Here is a 20,578-nt window from a genome sequence, read left to right on the forward strand (position 1 = left end):
TAATTTAATTAAATCAAATCATCCAAGATCGATTGTTCCGTTTTCTTCGGCCAGAAAACGCCTCTCTCCCAACCAAGTACAAAGGCTTCATATCTTCTGTTCTCAGGCAATACCGCTAAATCACCAAAGTATCGGTTTATCGCCAATTTTTGCGAATCATGGGCTCTTAAGGCTTGAGCTTTCATCTCCCATTGGCTAGCCGTATCAATGAATAACGATGGGAAATGCCCCTGTTCCAGCAAGGGATTAGTTGCAACATAATACAGCTTTTGGACAGAATCACATCTTTCACTCCATACAGCTTTGCTAGTTATATCCGATATCGCCATGTGATCGAGATGACCATTCCCACCATCCTCAGGGAAGGTGAATATCACTGAAGGCTGATGCTTGTTTATAAACAGAACGACGTTATCTACAAATTCAGTTGAATCAATTGTATTCAGCTTACCATCCGGATAATTCAAGTACTCCGTATGTGTAATCCCCATAATATCGGCTGCTTTTTTCATTTCAAGCTCCCGTACTGCTGCCAGCTCCGCATTGCTCAGATGTCCGACATCCCCATTCTTTTTACCGGCATCTCCTTTTGTTGCAAGAAGCAGCACTGTTTTGTGGCCCTGATCCGCTAATTGCCTAATTAGACAAGCACTTAAAAAGGTTTCATCATCCGGGTGCGCATAAATAAATCCAATGGTATGTGTCAATTTATTTTTACCTCCTCTTCAAAATGCATATGTGATATTCTCACCCTAGATATCTCTCTTTCAGTACATTCTGATGATGCAGCTCATGCCCAGCAATAATATAAGCTAAAGCACGCACGGAGAGTACGCTCTGATTGGCAGAACCCAATCGTAGAAATACTTCAGGTGTTATTCCCTTTAACAAAGCAAGTGTTGCAGTTCGAACGGCGGCCAGACTATCCAGCAAATCTGCAAGCGAGCTTGAATCAAAGCTTGCCCCTTTTACATAAGCATCCTCATCAAAACCAGCTAATGAAGTATTATCCCCTCTGGCAAAACGCAGCAAGCGATAGCTCATAATTCGTTCGGTGTCTGCCATATGGCCGACAACCTCTTTAATACTCCACTTGCCAGGTGCATATCGAAAGCCTGCTTTATCTGCTGTTAGATCGCTTAATAATGCAACAGTATCTTTTATCTGCTGCTTAAGGATACCTATAAGATCACCTTCGGGCACCACTTCAATATATACCGCTTGATTAGATGAGTACTCATTGCTTTCTGGACGTTTTAGCATTGGAATAGCCTCCTTTAAATTTTTGAGCTAGTGCTCCATAATTGAATCCCGATATTTAGCAGGTGAATACCCCGTTGCTTTCTTAAAAGCATTGGAGAAATGATGCACATCAGAGAAGCCGCAATACTCGCTAACCAGCTGAATGGAACGGAATGATTTCATTAGCTCTTTGGCATGATCGATTCTAACTCTCAGCAGATATTGATGCGGTGAGATCCCGAATGCTTGCTTGAAAACAACTTGAAACCTAGATGGTGAGATCCCTGCTCGTTTGGCCATATCTTGAATGGTAATCGGTTCTGAGAAATAAAAGGATATATAGGATGTGATCCAATTCAAGATTGGTTTAGCTACTAAGGCGGTGGTCTGTGGCTTCATATAATCTTTAATGACAGTAAGAATAATCTCACTTACACATTGATTCGCCTGCATCTGGCTTATATAGGATTGCCGCTGCCAGAGCTCAATTGTTTTAAACAAAAGATCTCGCATTTTCTGCGGTTGACTAAGCTGCAGAGTTATCGGAATTTCAAATACTGTAAAGTCATTCAATCTAGGCTGTATCAGCTCGAGATGAGGACTCATATCTAATTGACCCGGCAAGGTAATAAAGCTCTTTGCGCGAAGTGGATTATAGAAGAAATCTAGATGGATATGCGGGTTAATCGTATTATTAATGCCCTTTATCGTATGAATATCACCGGGCTGCAGCAAGCAGAAGTCGCCTTCTTTAAGAACGTGTAGTTTTCCACGAGCTTGAATCTCGAATAAGCCTTCCTGAACATAGAAGAGAATATAATCTAATAAATTACGTTCTCCTATCCAGAATGGAGCGCGTATTGCATAGTCTGCTTGTCGGATATAAGGTACAATGTCATGCTGCTCGATATCCATCCAAAGCCTCCAGCTCGAATAAAACAATCGTTTTTTACAAAGAAAACAAAATCTCTTTCCAAAGCTTTCACTTAACGTTTCCTATATTATTATGGCATATAAGCATCAAAAAAGCACACTATACTCGGAATGAAAGAGGGAATTATCATTGAAAAAAATATACACTGGCAGCAAAGCTAAAGAAATATCTTTTCCGCTTGGCGGGATTGGAACTGGCTCAATTGGTTTAGCAGGAAATGGAAGTTTAATCGATTGGGAAATTTATAATCGTCCGAATAAGCGGAGCTTCAATGGCTTTAGTCATTTTGCCGTGAAAGCAGAAGCTGACGGTAATTTATTAGATGCTCGTGTATTGAATGGTGATTTGCACTCTCCCTATGTAGGTGAATATGTACGTGGTGGTGCGCAGCATAGTGGTTACGGATATGGTCCTGAGAGCAATACAATGGCAGGAATGCCGCATTTTAAAGATGTCGCATTTAGTGGTGAGTTTCCTTTAGCCGAAATGACCTTTTCCGACAATTATTTTCCGGGAAATATTACCTTAAACGCCTTCAATCCCTTAATTCCGCTAAATGATCTTGATTCTAGTATTCCTGCGGCTTTTTTTGAAATAGAGTTTGAGAATACTAGTGACATATCTATTGCTTATACAGCTTGTTTATCCGTGGGAAATCGTGAATTAACAGGGTTAATCCATCACCAGCATCATGTGAAAGAAGCTGATGCATCTACATACCATATAACAAAACTATCTTCTAGTAATTATTCGATGGATGATCCGCGATTTGGTGATATTAGTCTCGCAACTGATGCCTCTTCCGTAAGCTTTCAGGAATTCTGGTATCGCGGTGGCTGGTGTGATAATCTCGAAATGTTCTGGAGGGATTTCACCAAACCGGGTCTTTTAACAAACAGAAGCTATACAGAAGACCGCGGATTGCATCCACGACATAACGATATGTCCTCATTAGCCGCTCACATCGAATTATTGCCTGGGGCAAAGCAGAAAATCCGGTTTGTGATCAGCTGGAGTTACCCAAATTGTCAAAATTTCTGGAATCCAGAAAAAGGTGAGCCGACCATATGGAAGAACTATTATGCGACAATTTTTGAAGATTCTTGTGCTAGTGCAGCTTATGCTCTACAACATTGGAACCGTTTATATGAAGATACCCGCTTGTTTAAAGAGACCTTATTCGCTTCAACTCTGCCCCCTGTCGTGCTCGAAGCTATTTCTGCTAACTTATCTGTATTGAAATCACCTACGGTTCTCCGGTTAACGGACGGTTCGTTTTATGGCTTTGAAGGCTGTATTGCCGATGTGGGAAGCTGCGAAGGCTCTTGCACTCATGTCTGGAATTACGCTTATGCCTTGCCGTTTCTCTTTCCTAAGCTAGAACGCAGCATGCATGAGCTTGATTTCAAATACAATAAACGTGCGGATGGCAGAATGTCGTTTCGCTTAATGCTGCCAGTCGGCCGTGAAACTGCGGATTTCCATGCCTGTGCTGATGGACAGTTCGGTGGAGTAATTAAGGCTTACCGCGATTGGAAAATATCTGGTGATTTTCCATATTTGGAGTCCAACTGGGCAGCCATTAAACAGTCCATTGAATATGCATGGGCAGAATCTAATGAAGATAAATGGGACCCTCAGAAGCGAGGAGTATTAGAGGGACGACAGCATCATACCTTGGATATGGAGCTTTATGGACCTAACTCATGGTTGAATGGGTTCTACCTAGCTGCACTTAAAGCAGGTGCGGAAATGGCTGCCTATTTAGGTGAGCATGAGGTCGCTGTGGAGTATAGTCGAATTTTTGAAAAAGGCCGCAAATGGACCGATGAACACTTATTTAATGGTGATTATTATACACAAAAAGTTGACTTACAAGATCGCAGCCTATTAGAGCGCTTCTCCGCAGGGGAGACTATTTTTGGTGATAATGCCCTTCAAGCTTATTGGAATGAAGAAGTGCAGGAAATTAAATATCAGATCTCCGGTGGCTGCATGATCGACCAAGTTATTGCTCAATGGCATGCAAATTTATGCGGATTAGGAGAAATATTCGATAAACAGCAGGTTCGAAAGGCATTGCAAGCCTTGTACCGCAATAACTTTAAGCCTTCCATGCGAAATGAAGCTAACACCTGGCGTCTCTATTCGCTTAACGATGAAGGCGGTTTAATCATCTGCTCTTGGCCTGATGGGAGCATAAAGCCTGCCGTCCCGTTAACCTATGCTCCTGAAACAATGACTGGATTTGAGTATCAAGCTGCTTCGCATATGATCCAAGAAGGATTGATTGAGGAAGGGCTTAGCATTGTAATGGCCATTCGTAATCGATATGATGGTGAAAAACGAAACCCGTGGAATGAAATTGAATGCGGGAGTAATTATGCGAGATCCATGGCAAGCTATTCGTTACTGAATGCATTTAGCGGATTTGAATTTAATGCGGTTGAAGGCATGATTGGATTTCATCCAGTGCTAGCTCCCAACGGCAGCTTCCAAACTTTTTGGTCACTCGAAGGCGGTTGGGGGTTGTTTAAAGCCGATGCAGATACTGTGGTGCTGCAGGTATTAAATGGAACACTGAATCTCTCTATACTTAAACTTCCAGAAGATTGGCTAACAAAAATTAAATCAGTCCAATCAGCTAATGTTGAATTAAGCTATCAATTGGCGCCAACGCATATATATTTTCCAACACCTTTAATCCTAAATGATAGTCACTCCTTATCTATAAATCTAATTCCTGCCTTATAGGGCCTACACAATGCGCTTTTTGATTTATTGGCTATTGCATTACTTGTCTAAAATCAGCCATACTAAAACCTCCAAAACCACATTCCTGTGGATTTGGAGGTTTTTTCATTGCTTTTGACAGCTTATTTCGACAGTATACGCTTATCCAATCGTGTACTATGATAATATCAGTTTAATCTTTCAAATATATTCTAAATCTATTAATAAGAAGGTGCTATGCATGGCTCATAATATTCTGAGCGAAGCTGAGCTAAGGATGCTCTTATCGAACGATTATCAGCATGAGGAAATAATACAACCTAGAAGGTTAAAACTGACCATGAAATATTTATATCAGCTTATCGGCGAAATCCAGCAGGAGAAGCGAGTGCTTTCATCCCGAGTTGATGAGCTTGAGCAACAATTGTACGAGCTCTATCAAATTCAAGAGGAAGAAGCCTCCACTCAAGAAATGCTGAATATAGAGGAGGCTCAGCTGAAGAAACCCGTTGAGACTGAACCTAAACCGCTTGTTCCAGAGCTTATCGAAACCACTCGATCTGAACGACATCCGAAGCCTGAGAAAACATCGTTCTGGGACTTTTTATTTCGCCGATGAAATCCTACAAATCAACTGTCATACCGCCATCAGCAACAAGAGTTGCACCTGTCATGAAGGAATTATCTGGACTAGCCGCGAACAAAACAACCGTTGCTATCTCATCTGGCTGGCCAATTCGGCCCATTGGCTGCGCATTGTCCCATTCACGCATGATATCCTCGCGAGGTGTTTCCAAATTCTTCACACTCGACTCCAGCATCGGTGTTTGAATCGCTCCAGGCAGCACTGTATTCACTCGAATATTTTGCTTCGCATAATCTAGTGCAATCGCTCTAGTTAAAGCGACGATTCCACCTTTTGAAGCTGCATATGCCGAGTATCCATCCAGAGTTGCTAAGGCATGAACCGAGCTGATGTTGACAATTGCTCCTCCTCCAGCAGTAAGCATGTGTGGTATGACCTCCCGACAGAACAAGAACACCGACGTTAAATTATTCGTAATCACCCGATTCCAAGCCTCAAGCGACATATCCGTAAGTCGAATTTGCGGACAAACTGCTGCTGAGTTAACGAGTACATCAATGTGCTTGTAACGCTGGATTGTTTCCGCAACTACACGACGCACATCCTCCTCGGACGATACATCAGCAGCTATCCCAATGGCGGAAAAGCCATTTCCCGTAATTTCTTCTGCAACCCTATCTGCCTTCTCTGCAGTGCGATTAACCACAACAACATGTGCACCTTCTTTAGCAAATCGATGTGCGACCGCACGGCCAATCCCACTGCCTGCTCCCGTTACGATGACCACTTTATCCTGCCAGCTCATATTTATCCTCTTTTCTTAAGGCTTAAGCAATATTTTGGCGACCTTACCTGGACCGCTGATTAGTTTATCAAAACAAGCTCCACCTTCTGCTATTGGATACTGCTCTGTCCATGGCAGCAGATTAACTCGCTCTTGGCCAATCCACTCTAGCGCCGTTTCAAAATCCTCGGTTGAATAGGCAAAGGCACCTTTGGTGACTATTTCGCTGCGAATCATATCGTTTATCGGAAGTGTTGCCTCCGCTTCATGCAAGCCTGTAAAGATAACGATTCCACCAGGACGAACCGCTTTAATACAAAGCTGTCTAGTAACTCCTGCGCCTACTGCATCAATGGCCACATCAAATGAACCCAAGCTGCTGCCGACTGCTTTTTCAATGTTGGTTACCACAGTAGCTCCTAGCTCCGCTGCAATCTCCAAGCGGGACTCGTTCAAATCAACGACAACTACATTACGCACACCATAAACATGAGCTGTTTGCAGGACGAATAATCCAATAGGGCCCGCCCCGTAAATCACCAAACGATCACGTGGTGTTAATAAAGCGATACGGCATAAATGAACCGCACAGGCAAAAGGTTCTACGAATGCCCCTTGCTCATAAGATAAATTTTCAGGCAATTTATAAACATTACGCTCGGGAACGGCAATATATTCAGCGAATGCGCCTGGGCGATGAGCACCAAGCAGCTGACGGTTCGGACAAAGCTGAGATTCACCAGATAAACAATATCTGCACACTCTGCAAGTGATTAGCGGATTTACAGTAACTCGATCACCTAATGCAATGCGTTTGACTCCAACGCCTAATTTTTCAATGGAACCGGCAAATTCATGCCCCATAACAAGCGGCGGCTTGCGCAAGGAATTATGACCCAGATAACCGCTTAGCTCCGAACCACAAATCCCAGCGACCTCCACCTTAATTAATACTTCATCCTCAAGCAATTGAGGAACTTGCAGCTCGCGCATATTCATTATTTTTGGTCCTTCATAAACCAGGGCTTGCATAGTTGAATTCCCCATCATTTATTATCTCCTTTAGAATCCCTTAGTGATTTGATTCACGTTTTTCCCAGCCTTGCTTAAACAAAGGCAGCCAATTTCCTACCTGATACGGATGCTTATGCAGCTCCTCTAAATTTAATTCTACACCAAGTCCCGGGCCTTCTGGAGGCTGGAGAAATCCATCCTTTACCTTCAATGCAGGGAGAAGTACATTTTCTTCCCAAGGCTCGTTGAATTCATCAAAAATTTCATGCAATAAAAAATTGGGAGTTGCCATGTTCAAATGGCTGCAAACTACGGAGCAAACAGGTCCTTGAGCACTATGCGGAGCAATGACCCCATTATGCGCATGGACCATACTGTTTATCTGTTTAGAAGCTGATATTCCTAAAAACTGCGGCTCAAGCTGAATAATATGCACAGCATCATGCTTCAAAAGCTCAGCAAACTGTTCTCTGCAGTAGTAATCTTCGCCACAGGCAATTGGCACTGGACTTCGTTTAGCTACTTCAACCATCGAAGAAATATTATGAGGCGGGACTGGAGCTTCAAACCAGGTCGGTTCATATTTAAGCATAGCATCCGCAAACTGCAAAGCAGTGTGAACGGAGAAACGGTTATGCCCTTCGATTAATATATCGACTTTCTCACCCACAGCTTCTCTTACTGCTGCGATAATTTCAAGAGATAGCGCGAAATCTTCGCGATCCACAGTTCGCCATGCAGCTCCAAATGGGTCGAACTTCAATGCCGTGTAGCCTTTAGCTGTTACTATCTTAGCTCGTTCATAAAAATTCTCCGGAGTACGTGGACCTCGGTACCATCCATTAGCATAGCAGCGAAGCTTATCATGGCAGCGTCCGCCTAATAATTTATATAAAGGTTGATTTACTGCTTTCCCCATTATGTCCCAGCAAGCGGTTTCAATCGCCGCTAATGCAGAGCCTTGAATTTGTCCACCATTGGAATAAACATCACGGAATAATCGTAAACCAATCGTTTCCACATCAAATGGATCCATGCCAATCACCAAATGCTTCAATTCATGTATGGCAGCTTCTACAGTTTTGGCAAAACCATTTAATGTTCCTTCACCTAATCCAATAATACCTTCATCTGTTTCGACGTGTACAAAAAGCCAATTCTTCCATGGGTTTCCCAATATATACGTTTTAACGTCTGTAATTTTCATTTGAAGCCTCCTTTTCTAATGATTTAAAGCTATCATGGAGATGAGCTTCTTACAAGATGTCTAACTTGTATACATGTTAAATCTAAGCTAAATAAAGGCTAGAGCATAATCTGTTTTACATATTCGATATGTTCAATCATCAAACGCTCCGTAAGCTCCGGATCATTGCCAGCGAGTGCGTGCCGAATTTGGCGATGTTCTTCAATGCTTCCTGCTAGCCGTTGTTTGTTCTTGAGAAAGGTTGTACGAACAGCAAGCAGAAACTGATCCTGTATTCGAGTCATTGCTGCTGCATATTCTTCATTCTCCATCCCATTAATAATCATCATATGGAATTGTCTGTCCATCTGCACATATTCCGCTATATCTTCCTTCTCAATCAACGCCTCTTGCAAGCATATATTCTCATCCATTTGTTCAAAAAAACCATCTCCCAGCTTTCCCGTTAGCCGCTTAACGGCATAAGCTTCAAGCGCTTTGCGCAGCTCATAAATTTGCAATATCTTTTGAAGAGAAACTTCTGAAACAACCACTCCCTGTTTAGGAAACTGCTTAACTAAACCCATCATTTCTAGGCGATCCAGTGCTGAGCGAATGGGAGTTTTGCTCATATTCAGCTGCTCACACAGCAAATTTTCAGAGAGAAATGTACCTCCGTCCCATTTGCCTTCCACGATATTTTTCTTAATAAATTGATAGGCGGTTTCTTTCAGCGTTACATTCGAGGATAATGAATTCATAGGTCTCTACCTCCAAGTTATCTCTATTATATGTTATAATTTTCGCAACCAAAAGAACGGATTCCATTATTATCGAGGTGTATTCATGAACAAGTTATCCATGCGTGAAAAAGCTTATACTTCGATCCGCCATTGGCTTCACAACCATGAGCTTCCTAAGGGAACCGTTTCCTCTGAGATTCAGCTCAGCCAACGCTTGGATATGAGTCGAACCCCTGTGCGAGCCGCTTTGCAGCAGCTTGAGCTGGAAGGATATTTGCGTATCATTCCTAAGCATGGGATCCTGATTCTTGAATCATCGGCACAGCGAGTTGGTGATCTGCTAGATTTAATCTTCTCGATGATTCTGTTCTCCTATGAACAAGCCCGATATTCTCAACAACGATTCTCATTAGAATTGGAGCTTGAAATACGCGAAATATCCGATTCATTAGCTGCTTCAGATAACCAGCTTGTCCCAGAGAATCGTTCTAAGATGGAGCTGCGTTTATTCAAGCTGTTGATTTCCACTAACCGTAATCAGGAGATGGATCGCTTGTTCGAGCAATCCGTCGAACGCTTGGATTGGCTGGCGAATATTCGCAGATGGAAGGCCCCTTACCAAATAGAAACAACAGATCTACTTGCAGATCTGTTGTTTGCCTTATCAAGCTTTTCTGTTGATTTACCTACTCGACTTTTTGCCTATTTACAGCAGTTGAAGAAGACATGGATCTAATGCTGCCAATTCTCTAACCAAAGCTTTAATTCATGCTCCATTAATGGTTTTTCTATATAATAACCTTGTGCAATATCACAATTGTATGAATTTAATAAATCCCAAACCTCTTCAGTCTCCACGCCTTCAGCCACGACCTTCAACCCAAGATTATGTGCCAAGAATATAATCGATTGTACGATCATGGCATCTGCTCCATCAGAAACCATTTCCATTATAAAAGATTTATCTATTTTTATTGTATTTACCGGCAGGTTTTTCAGATAAGCTAGGGATGAATAACCTGTACCAAAATCATCAATTGATAATTTAATCCCCATTTGGTGAATTTTCATCAAGACTTCTTTGGCATGCTTGGGGTCCGACATGATGAAGCTCTCTGTAATTTCCAAAGTAATTTTGTGTGGTGATAGCTCATGCTTGTCCAGTAAGGCCTGTAAGCGAGTTGGCAGCTCAACATCCTGCAGATTACGCACAGATAGATTTACTGCTATCTCAATATCCAGACCTTGCTGCTCCCATTTTTTATTCTGTTTAATGGCTTCGGTCAGCACCCAGGTTGTGATTAAGTTAATAACACCAATTTGCTCAGCTATAGGAATGAAATCAATAGGAGCCACAAGCCCAAGCTTGGGATGCTTCCACCGAATTAATGCTTCAACGCCTTCTATTGCTTTGGTCTGCAAATTCGCTTTAGGCTGGTAGACGAGGAATAGTTCATTCTTATCAATAGCTGCTCGCAAATCTCCCATTAATATTAATCGATAAGGGTCCTTCTCATCTTGTTCTTTACTGTAAGCGGTAATTCCGTTTCCATTGCGTTTAGCCGTATACATGGCAACGTCTGCACGTCTTAATAAAGTTCGAATGTCTTTACCATGCTCAGGGAAGCATACTATCCCCAAGCTTGCTCCTATGGATAAGGTTACATCGTCTATTTCAATAGGTTGATTAATTCGTGAGAGCACTATTCTAGCTGTTTCCATTCCCATTGCCAACTCACTATTTGGCATCAGAATGGCAAACTCATCTCCACCGAGCCGAAACATCGTTTTGTTGGATGATAGCAGTTCATTAATCAGATCACCTAATTTAATCAGCAATAAGTCACCAATTTGATGACCAAGCGTATCGTTTACAGCTTTGAAATGATCTAAGTCCAATAAAATTAATGAAAAAGGTTCTTGCTGGTTCTGCACCATTACGTCAACCATTTCATAAAGCATTTTCCGGTTAGGCAGCTTGGTCAGATGGTCATGAAAAGCCATGAATCTCAGCTTTTCGATTTGCTCCTTACGATCCGAGATATCACGAATCGTACATACATAAATTAAGTTCCCTTCTAAACGACTCTCTTTAATATGTACTTCCGCTGGAAATAAACTCTCATCTTTGGCATTAGCCATAACCTCAAAATGCTGTGTTCTTGAGAATTGTGAAGACTCATTCCAATTAATATTGGGTTCTGAAATAAGTATATTCATATTATTGCCCAAAACCTCAATCATCGTAAAGCCAAATGTATGATAAATAGCGGGATTAACGCTTATAATTTTACGTTGCTCGTCTAAAATAATAATCGTATCCACGGATGTTTCTCCAACTAAACGATGAAGTGCTTCTGATTTCTGTAATTCAAAGGTTACGCGCGATAACTCACGATTAGCCATTTCAAGCGCTTTGGTTTTCTCAAGCAGCTGATTGGATTGATTCTTAATTTCTTTGGAATTCAGATAGAGCTTAATCAGCTGATCTACCTTAGACTTCAGCACATCTGGATCAAATGGCTTAAACAAATAATCAATCGCACCTACGGAGTATCCTGAATGGACATGCTCGAGCTCCTTATTGATTGCCGTCACAAAAATAATCGGTGTATCCCGGCTGCGTTCGCGGGATTTAATAATCCTCGCGGTTTCATAACCGTCTAGTCCAGGCATCTGTACATCCAATAAAATCAGAGCGTACTCATGCATCAAAACACATTTTAAAGCTTCTTCACCAGAATGGCACTTTGTTAAATTTAATCTTGGTGCGTCAAGGACTGCTTCAAGAGCATATAAATTTTCTGGTCGATCATCCACCATTAGAATATTAATTTGACTTTCTAAGCCCACCATTTACTTCACCGACCCATCTCCAATGAATTTGTATGTTAATAGCTTATCTGTAGCATTGAATCGACACATCAATAAATAATATTCCTCCACTATTTTCTAGTCTATTTATTGTTTTTCAGCCTTTCATTATAGGAATTGAGGCCTATTCACTTCCTTTCCTCAGTTAGTTACATAAAGGTAGTTTAATGTTATTCTAATCGTGTTTCATACTTTTTACAACACAATTATTGGATAGAATTGGAATAACCTTACCGTCATAAGACAGTAAGGTTATTCTTGAAGTCACCATAAATCTCTTAATATTTAAGTAGCAAGAACGGCCATTTCAGCAGCAGTTAAAGCTCTATTGTAGATGCGGAAATTGTCTAATATACCAGCAAGATAGGGATCTGAGAAACGTATGAGATTGGTCGTATTTGTGCAGAAGTCAAAGCTACGCGACCAATCTGTGCTGGTGGTTACTTTGACCCAGGTTGCAATGGTATTTTGTAATACCGCAAATTGTCACCACCTCGTTGTCTAATGCTAGAAATTTTCCAATCTACAATACAGCCTTGAGTGCCTCTGAGATTGCTGCGCTTGCGGTTTAAGGGTTAGGATTTAGTGTCGATCGGTAGGCAATTTGTTTTCCCGCGTCCATTCAAATTTAGCTATAAGCACAAGAATTATGCTTATATAGTCTACTCAGCTAGCATTTTAAGTCTTAAGCACAAAGATTATGCTTATTTCCATAAAAATCCTTAATTATCCAATAAATCCTTAAGGACTCGCATAAAAATTGTGCTTAACAAGCATCTAAGGGTCCATCACTTTATTATTAGCACAAAATATAGGCTTACTAGCATTGAAAACATGATTTATCTCTTAGAAGCGACTAGTTAGTATGTTTCTAGGAGTCTGAACGCCAGCTTATCGCGTTATAACTCTCATCGAGCTCATTCCGCACCAAAACGTAAAAAAGCCCTCAGCGATGAGGGCTTCTATCCATTCTATTACTACTATTCTTCTTCGATATGTCCATTATTGCTTTGAACCAAGGCTATTACTTCATCGTAAGACTCCGGATTCACTTGCCCTGTAAGCACAGCACGATAAATTGTATATTGATCATCATGGAAAGCTCCTTGACCCGTTTCAGCAATAATAGGTACGCCGCCTCCCATTATGCCCGTGTTCACTTGAGTAATACCACCTGTTAGGATTGGCACGGCAAGCGGAATGTTATCCTCTGGGCCATCATCTTCCAATAAACCAATTTCTAGGTTTGAAATGTTATATTTGATCAACTGATCCTTCACTGCCAAAGCTGCGTCTTCCGATTCAAAATAGGCCTGTAATTGAGTTGACATAGTAAGCACCTCATTCATAAGAGTATATTTCATATTATTACTTTACCCCTAATCATATTGGTTGAAACAAACGTCTAGCCTAAAGAATCGGTGACAATAAGCGGGCTATGGCTTCCTTAAGCTTGCGCGATAATGGGCGCTGCTGATGTTCAGTCAATGTAAGCTGCCGACATGATTTCAGATCATCGAGGTATATTTGTTCAAGCTGACCCGCTATCCCGGAATCATACATAAAAGCATTCACTTCAAAATTGAGCTTTAAACTGCGATTATCCAGATTAGCTGTCCCTACAGAGCTAACTTGCCCATCAATAACGATTGTTTTTGCGTGGAGAAAGCCTTTTTCATATAAATAACACTCCACACCTGCATCTAAAAGCTCCTCCAAGTAAGAAAATGATGCCCATTGCACCCAACGGTTATCTCCTTTTGCAGGAAGCATAAGCTTTACAGTTACTCCTGAATAGGAGGCAATCTTTAAGGCTGTAATTAAACTCTCGTCTGGAATGAAATACGGTGATTGCAAGAATACACGATCTTTTGCTGTATGTATCATTTTTACATAAGCATTCTCAATCTGTTCCTCCGATTGATTGGGACCGCTTGAAACAATCTGCAACCCCACCTTGCCTATTGGCTCGAGAGATGGAAAATATCTGAGATCTGTAACAATCTGCTTCGTCGACGATAAGTTCCAATCTAAACCAAACTGCGCTTGCATTTGCAGCACGCCAGTACCTGTGATTTTTAGATGTGTATCCCGCCAATACCCAAAAAAAGCATCCAATCCGAGATATTCATCCCCAATATTAAAGCCGCCAATATATCCATGGGAACCATCAATAATGGCTAGCTTGCGATGATTGCGATAGTTCACTCTCAGATTGAAATAAGGAATTTTGGAAGGAAAGAATGCGGCCACTTCACCGCCAGCCTGAATCAGCTTATCAAAAAAATGCTTAGGTAAATCAGAGCTGCCTACATCATCATATAAGAAGCGCACCTGAACACCAGCTGCTGCCTTTTGAGAGAGAACATTAATCAAGCTGCGTCCAAGTAAGCCATCATGTACGATATAATACATTAAATGAATATGATCTTTAGCTTCTTCGATTGACTTAAAAAGCGAATTAAACTTAGCTTGTCCATCTGTAAAAATCTCCACTTCATTGTTCTGAGTATAAACCGAATACGCGGTTTTCATATTCATATAGATCATATCCATATATCGATGGGCTTCTGGATCATTAAATTTGGTATGTGGCAGCTCTTCCAGCTGGTCATAAATAAAGCTTTGGACAAATTTAATCCGATCCTCTTGAATTTTATAAATTTTCCTGCGGCTAAGATTCTGTCCCAAGAGTAAATAAATTACGAAACCAAGACCAGGGAGAAAAAACAAGACCATCAGCCAGGCCCAGGTTGCCCCAACATTCCTTCTTTCCAGGAACACAACGGTAACAGCAAAAGTGATGCTTACTAGAAAGTAAATAATAAATAGTATAGAGAATAACAATGCTACCCCAACCCGTCTTTATAAATAATCAAGCAGCTTAATCACTTGTAATTTGGTCAATTGTCCACTTCTGATCTACCTTCTTTAAATGGAAAGCCAGTTTATAGCTTTTTGGTCAATTTCAGGGGAAACCCCATCTTTTAAGATGTTTAATGTTAAAAACTGCAGGAGAACCTCCATAATGGATTCTGGATACAGTAAGCTCATAAAGGGAAAAGCCGAACATACCTTCCCCATTGGAAAGGCCGCAAAAGATATAGGGTTTTGGCATATCCTGCAAATGCACAAGTTTAAGCTCATACATGCCGTACCCACTCCCAGCATCCGATAAATCACCTAAAACTAGTTCTATTGTACCATTACTATCTTTTAAGACATAAGATTTAGCAATTATCGTGGAAAGGGGATTATCATCCGATATTCCAAAAGCCAGCACAACCTCGTCGTTCTGATCTAAATCAATGTTCCCCTTTTTTTCATATTTTCGACTTTATAAATATCTCCTAATAGATTCTAACACATTCTATCTCGTTTAAGCACAAAAAAGACTTCTTCGCCAGGGGTCTTTATCGGACGAAAGAAGTCGCTTTACAACTATTCATTTCAATTAGCCTCATGGACGCTTTGCATACTATAGAATTCCTCTTGCTTCTCCATCAATTCCTCAAAGGTTCCTATCTCTACAATAATTCCTTTTTTCATGACAATGATTCGATCGGCATGACGAATGGTCGAGAGGCGATGCGCCACGATAAAGGTTGTTCTGCCTGCAATCAAGCGATTCATTGCGGATTGCACCAAATACTCGGATTTGTTATCCAATGCAGAGGTCGCTTCATCTAACAGGATAATGCGTGGATTTCTGACAATAGCCCTTGCAATGGCAATTCGCTGGCGCTGTCCACCTGAGAGGCTGCCTCCATGCTCGCCGATCTTGGTATTCAAGCCATCTGGCATACCTTCGATAACCGAGCGGAGATTTGCCGCGTCAATAGCAACCCACAGCTGCTCATCACTAACAGATGGCAGTCCATAAGTAATATTGTCCCTTACCGTCCCAGCAAACAGAATGCTATGCTGCTGTACAACAGCTATCTTACTGCGATATGTCTGCATTTCGAGTTCATCCATCGGGATACCATCAATAATGATTTTCCCTTCCTGCGGCCGATAAAAACCGATCATCAAGTTCAGCATTGTCGATTTCCCTGAGCCCGATTCACCAACTAATGCAATGCATTCACCAGCGCGAACCTGTAAGCTAATATTGCGCAGGGTATGACTTTGCGTATTGCGATATTGGAAGCTTATTTGTTGAAATTCAATATTCCCTTTAACCTTGTCGATTTTCTCATGCCCTGAATATTCCTCTAGATCATCCGATATCAGCATTTCCGTAATAGAATGTACCGATTCTAAGCCTTTAGCCAGTATCGGATAAACATTGGTAATCTGGGTGATTGAGCCTAAAATGACATTATAAAAGGTTTGGTACATGACCACGTCCCCAACCTGAATCTTGCCTTGATAAGCCAGATAGCCAGTAAAAGCTAAGCTTAGCATCTGAAAAACCTGAAACACAGCCCAGCTAGATGATCCAAAATAGGCTTCAATCAAATCGAGCTTATAGCCTTGATCCATCAGTTTTTTCAGAGTAGGATCAATTTTCGATACGGCTACCTTTTGCAATCCATGAGCCCTGGTAACAGGCAGCATTTCGACCATTTCTGAAACCTTGCTCGACATGTCTTCAATGTGCATTCTAAACTGCCGGTTATTCTGGCTAATCCGCTTGCGAAACAAATAAACCATCGTAACCCCAAACGGAATAATCATCAAAAAGAATAAACCCACTATCCAGCTTTTATTGAAGACAATTATCGCCGTCCCGATCAAATAAATAGCTGCTGGCAGCAAGGTAGTCATTGTTTGGCGTGATAGAAACTCTATAGCTTCTACATCTCGAAGCACTTTGGATTGGACTTTGCCGCCTTGCAGATCGCCATGATACCCCATTGAAAGCATCTGCAGCTTACGCACCAATGTACTGCGCAAGCCCGCTTCCACGTAACGAATAGCTTTGCTCATGAAGCTGACATGAATCGTATGCATGGGGATATACAGCAGCATTAGAAAAATCGAGATACCCACGTTGAGCCAAATTTCATTAATGGAGTGCTTGTCTGAACGGCTAATAGCGTTAATCACATTGGCCATAACAATCGGTACAACCCAAACAGGTGAGCTGCGAATAATAAAAAACAAGAGCGATAAAGCAATCTTACCCGCGTGGCGTCTATATAAGCTCAAGAGCACTTTCACTGCGTTCGTATGGTGAGTATGTTTATTCTCGAATAAGGTATTGAGATCCATCTCATCCTCGAATAATTGGTCGGCTCTATCCTTCAACGGTCATCCCTGCCTTGTACTTGTTGTCTGGATAGCTATTTTCCTAATCAGTTGTGGAGCACTTAACAAGCCTGCTGGCATCAATACATAATCCGCCGAAAACTTCTCACCCTCGGTTACCCAATTTTCAGGCCCATAAGCCCAAGTGAGCAATGGCAATTGATGTAATGGACCAAATGTGTTGCGACGCGTTAGAATTACATCCAGCCGAATCGAATCTGCAGCAGATAAGCCTGCAATATCCGAAATTTCAGCTTCATATGGCTGCCAAGCTATCATCTGATCAGCTCGCCCTGAAGTTCTCACCTTGATGCAAGCTGCTTCAAAATTAGGCAGTGACAGCATAATTTCATCGTTCGCTTTCAGCTCTTTTGGACTGAGAAGCTCTAATGCTGCTTTAACTTTATCGTTTGTAATGAAGTAACTAAGCAAACCCCCATAAAAAGGAAACCCTTGTTGGGTAATACACCCAATGGCAAGCTGCTCCGGCAACCGATTAATCGTTTTATGATTACCAGCAAGCAGCACACCAAATTCTCCAAGAATATAGATGGCTTCTAAATCAATTCCCTGGTGGTACAGCGTTTTCAGCTCAACCGCATTATTCCCTAACAGGCAATAAGCTGCTGGAATTGCGATTTTTACAAAACAGCGATCTACCCACCATTCCGTTACCTCATCAGCCGCTAACTCATGACCATTAAAACAAATCTGAAAGTGCTCCGGTTTTTCTATCGCCAAATATAACGGACCTGTTGGAATTTCCTTCATACCAAATGTAAAAGACAGCTCAATCTCAGCTTTTCCTTCTAGTGCAAACGGATTAAATTTCTGTGTGTACCAAGGCTGAATCATGCTGCCCGTTCGATACGGCATCCCTAATATATCGCGAATGGCGCGATCAACCTGGAGAATTTCCTGAGCTGGCTGCCAATCTCCATCATTGACTTTATACGCAGCCCAATCCAGAACACAAACATTAGGCTCATCCAATGTATAATCATAAGGACCTGTCAAATCCTGCACAGCAGCTGTAGACCTACGAATGACAGGTTTTAAAGCTACAGCTTTCGCATTTTTCTCCGTATGCATCACATAGACATGTTCACCAGAAGGCGGGAAATCCACCATAAATTCCAGCTTGCCATCTACGTTAACTGACTCTACATATCCGCGCTCACCTGATGTACAGAACCATTCCTCCATGGAGCCCTTGCCTTCTATACTAACCCGCACATTGCTAATCCAATTCTCACGGTTCATATTCATCAGAACAATATAAGTACTAGCTTCATCAACCCTAAGCTGAGCATAAATTTCATCAGGTACTTTACCTCGCTCGAGATCAAATAAGGTGAGATGGGTGGGAATCGTTATGCGGCATGTATCCAAAAGCTCATGCTTGGTAAACGGCACATGAACCGTATTGCGGGCTAACTCCTGTACAGCATTCGAAGCAAGTGCATCCACATAGGAAGGTACCTCACCAGCAAAAATAACGCTGCCCCCCGCTTGCTTAAATTGCTCAAGCAGCTGCAAGCTCGAAGCTCTCATCGTCAGCATCCCTGTAACTAGAATGGAGCGATAAGCAGATTTCCCAACAAGGAAAACGACTTCTCCATAGCTATTAACGCTAACTGAGCCTAAACGACTGAGCATTTCCTCATCACCATAGTCAAAATCGATTTGTTCGCCAGTCAGCCAATGAAATGTGTTCTGGTAAATTTGCTCAAGCGCTTGGACCTCAGGGGATTGCGGGCTTAAATTACGCGACCAGCCTGGATAGATCTGACCCCATAAGCTTTCCACTGGATTAAGCACCAATAAATCACACAAAGAATCCCCTTGCGACAGGACCACACCTAGTCTGGAGAAATAAGCTTCTACATAATCATAATCCTGCCACCATGCAGATTGATAAGAAATACTAGCCGGGTAGTCCCGCTTCGCTTCTCCTGCCATCGTGTACCAAGAGAGATGATGGCAACGTAAATTTATTCCAAAAAGTGCCTGCCAATCACCTACTGCTTTGTGTGCTTCCAAAGGCATTTGCCAGCCCGTACATCCATAGAGCTCTGACAGCAGCCATTTTTTGCCCAGTTGTCTTGCTGCAGAGGAGAGCTGTTTAACCACCCAATAATTTAAATTGCCTTCTGTTAGCACATCTACTCCCGGATAGTCCATGTGCTCATAATAACGCATGACAGATCCAACCATTGCCGTTTGCGCTGTTAAATTATCTTCATGCAAGATATGGCCTGTGAGAATGAGATCATTCGCTTCACACCAAGCTTGTATGGGCTTGGCGAAGTTATCTTGAAACATTTCCTGTAAAAGATCCACATAATGCCATTTCACTTGAGAGAAAGATTGGCCCTCAGACTTAAGGAACAGTTCAGGCAGTTTCTCGATTAAATCATAGCCATAGGCTGCTTCAAAACGTTCAAATAACGTATACGTCCAGGGTGAATGCCATTCTTTAGCTTCATTATCAATGCCAAACCCATCCATTAAAGTCCCACGATGCGGTTCATCCGTAAAAATACCTTTAATCGCTTTGCCGAAATGCTTGCCGCTTTTTGATTTATATTTTTCATGCGTCAGCTCAATGAACTTATCTACCGCTTCACGATTAAGTGTATCCAGATACGTATAGCCGTTATAAAAGCTTTCTTTCTGCTGTTCAGTAATTGTGAAAACCAAGATGCTTGTGCCAGCCTGTGTCTCAACTGCCTGTTCCTGTTCCTGTGATAATCTCTTTAAATCTGTAAATACCATTCCTTTGATCCTGCATTGAAAAGCAGCAATCACATCGTCCTTCCAGACAAATTGCTCAGAAGATACAATCTGCAGGCGAATAAACTTCAAGCGGAAGCGTGGCTCCTCTGTGACAATTCCTCCTGCTGTCCCGCTAGGCCAACGATCTTCATCATACAACCAAGCCTCCATGCCTAGCTTTTCCGCTTCTTCCGCACAAGCATTAATTAAATCAAACCATTCATCCCCCAGATATTCTGTAGCAAGACCCGTACGCGAATGCATAAACACTCCGCCAAAGCCCATTTCTTTAAAAACCTCAAGCTGACGCAGCAATTCAGCTTTATCTAACGTTCCGTTCCATGACCAGAAGGGTTTCCCTCTAAATGCTGCTGTCGGCTGCTTAAACAAATTGTATAATTCCAATTGTTCTCCCATATTTTATTTAGCTCCTATGTTTTAATTTTAA

The 20,578-nt window shown here is 41.8% G+C and carries 16 protein-coding genes; 3 read left to right on the forward strand and 13 right to left on the reverse strand.

The genetic code is table 11. The features are described 5' to 3' along the window. Nucleotides 1-8 precede the first annotated feature (8 nt). Genes EHS13_RS27165 through EHS13_RS27175 form a run of 3 tightly spaced genes read right to left on the reverse strand, consistent with a single transcriptional unit; the run spans nucleotide 9 to nucleotide 2,157 of the window. Nucleotides 9-707: a PIG-L deacetylase family protein gene (locus EHS13_RS27165; protein WP_155703388.1), complete on the reverse strand. Its 699-nt coding sequence runs from the start codon at nucleotides 705-707 to the stop codon at nucleotides 9-11. A 40-nt stretch (nucleotides 708-747) separates the two neighbouring features. After that, the gene (locus tag EHS13_RS27170) at nucleotides 748-1,263 is read right to left on the reverse strand and encodes a DinB family protein (RefSeq protein WP_155703389.1); all 516 of its coding nucleotides are present in this window, start codon (nucleotides 1,261-1,263) and stop codon (nucleotides 748-750) included. 27 nt (nucleotides 1,264-1,290) lie between these two features. Next, nucleotides 1,291-2,157, reverse strand: a complete 867-nt coding sequence (locus EHS13_RS27175; RefSeq protein ID WP_155703390.1) for an AraC family transcriptional regulator — start codon at nucleotides 2,155-2,157, stop codon at nucleotides 1,291-1,293. A 148-nt stretch (nucleotides 2,158-2,305) separates the two neighbouring features. Between EHS13_RS27175 and EHS13_RS27180 the strand changes: the two genes are divergently transcribed. Beyond that, a complete protein-coding gene (locus EHS13_RS27180) occupies nucleotides 2,306-4,930 on the forward strand; it encodes a GH116 family glycosyl-hydrolase (protein WP_155703391.1) in 2,625 nt (874 codons plus the stop codon). Nucleotides 4,931-5,150: 220 nt separating this feature from the next. Continuing rightward, nucleotides 5,151-5,528 carry a hypothetical protein gene (locus tag EHS13_RS27185; RefSeq protein ID WP_155703392.1) on the forward strand — a complete coding sequence of 126 codons (378 nt, stop codon included), beginning with the start codon at nucleotides 5,151-5,153 and terminating at the stop codon, nucleotides 5,526-5,528. 4 nt (nucleotides 5,529-5,532) lie between these two features. On the opposite strand, the gene EHS13_RS27190 is transcribed toward EHS13_RS27185, so the two are convergent. The 4 genes from EHS13_RS27190 to EHS13_RS27205 all read right to left on the reverse strand — a co-directional run bounded on the left by EHS13_RS27190 (nucleotide 5,533) and on the right by EHS13_RS27205 (nucleotide 9,240). Beyond that, nucleotides 5,533-6,300: an SDR family NAD(P)-dependent oxidoreductase gene (locus EHS13_RS27190; protein WP_155703393.1), complete on the reverse strand. Its 768-nt coding sequence runs from the start codon at nucleotides 6,298-6,300 to the stop codon at nucleotides 5,533-5,535. 15 nt (nucleotides 6,301-6,315) lie between these two features. After that, nucleotides 6,316-7,329, reverse strand: coding sequence for an alcohol dehydrogenase catalytic domain-containing protein (locus EHS13_RS27195; protein ID WP_227013535.1), 1,014 nt, complete (start codon nucleotides 7,327-7,329; stop codon nucleotides 6,316-6,318). Between the two features lie 22 nt (nucleotides 7,330-7,351). Beyond that, entirely contained in the window at nucleotides 7,352-8,500 is a 1,149-nt protein-coding gene (locus EHS13_RS27200; RefSeq protein WP_155703394.1) for a mandelate racemase/muconate lactonizing enzyme family protein, read from the reverse strand. A 98-nt stretch (nucleotides 8,501-8,598) separates the two neighbouring features. After that, complete coding sequence (locus EHS13_RS27205) at nucleotides 8,599-9,240, reverse strand: GntR family transcriptional regulator (RefSeq protein WP_155703395.1); 642 nt, start codon at nucleotides 9,238-9,240, stop codon at nucleotides 8,599-8,601. Nucleotides 9,241-9,325: 85 nt separating this feature from the next. Between EHS13_RS27205 and EHS13_RS27210 the strand changes: the two genes are divergently transcribed. Continuing rightward, nucleotides 9,326-9,958: a GntR family transcriptional regulator gene (locus EHS13_RS27210; protein WP_155703396.1), complete on the forward strand. Its 633-nt coding sequence runs from the start codon at nucleotides 9,326-9,328 to the stop codon at nucleotides 9,956-9,958. Here EHS13_RS27210 and EHS13_RS27215 read toward each other — a convergent pair. From EHS13_RS27215 to EHS13_RS27240, 6 genes are all read right to left on the reverse strand, one after another. After that, a complete protein-coding gene (locus EHS13_RS27215; RefSeq protein ID WP_155703397.1) occupies nucleotides 9,955-12,078 on the reverse strand; it encodes an EAL domain-containing protein in 2,124 nt (707 codons plus the stop codon). The two genes, EHS13_RS27210 and EHS13_RS27215, sit on opposite strands and share 4 nt — an antisense overlap. Nucleotides 12,079-13,076: 998 nt before the next feature. Further along, nucleotides 13,077-13,427 carry a hypothetical protein gene (locus tag EHS13_RS27220; RefSeq protein WP_155703398.1) on the reverse strand — a complete coding sequence of 117 codons (351 nt, stop codon included), beginning with the start codon at nucleotides 13,425-13,427 and terminating at the stop codon, nucleotides 13,077-13,079. Between the two features lie 79 nt (nucleotides 13,428-13,506). Beyond that, nucleotides 13,507-14,943: a cardiolipin synthase gene (gene cls / locus EHS13_RS27225; RefSeq protein ID WP_155703399.1), complete on the reverse strand. Its 1,437-nt coding sequence runs from the start codon at nucleotides 14,941-14,943 to the stop codon at nucleotides 13,507-13,509. Nucleotides 14,944-15,064: 121 nt separating this feature from the next. After that, nucleotides 15,065-15,379 (reverse strand): hypothetical protein, encoded by a 315-nt coding sequence (locus EHS13_RS27230; protein ID WP_155703400.1) that lies wholly within the window; start codon nucleotides 15,377-15,379, stop codon nucleotides 15,065-15,067. A 167-nt stretch (nucleotides 15,380-15,546) separates the two neighbouring features. After that, nucleotides 15,547-17,352 (reverse strand): ABC transporter ATP-binding protein, encoded by a 1,806-nt coding sequence (locus tag EHS13_RS27235; RefSeq protein ID WP_155703401.1) that lies wholly within the window; start codon nucleotides 17,350-17,352, stop codon nucleotides 15,547-15,549. Between the two features lie 3 nt (nucleotides 17,353-17,355). Continuing rightward, nucleotides 17,356-20,547 (reverse strand): glycosyl hydrolase, encoded by a 3,192-nt coding sequence (locus tag EHS13_RS27240; protein ID WP_155703402.1) that lies wholly within the window; start codon nucleotides 20,545-20,547, stop codon nucleotides 17,356-17,358. Nucleotides 20,548-20,578 lie beyond the last annotated feature (31 nt).

Source organism: Paenibacillus psychroresistens (assembly GCF_009728935.1).
Classification (GTDB): Bacteria; Bacillota; Bacilli; order Paenibacillales; family NBRC-103111; genus Paenibacillus_AC; species Paenibacillus_AC psychroresistens.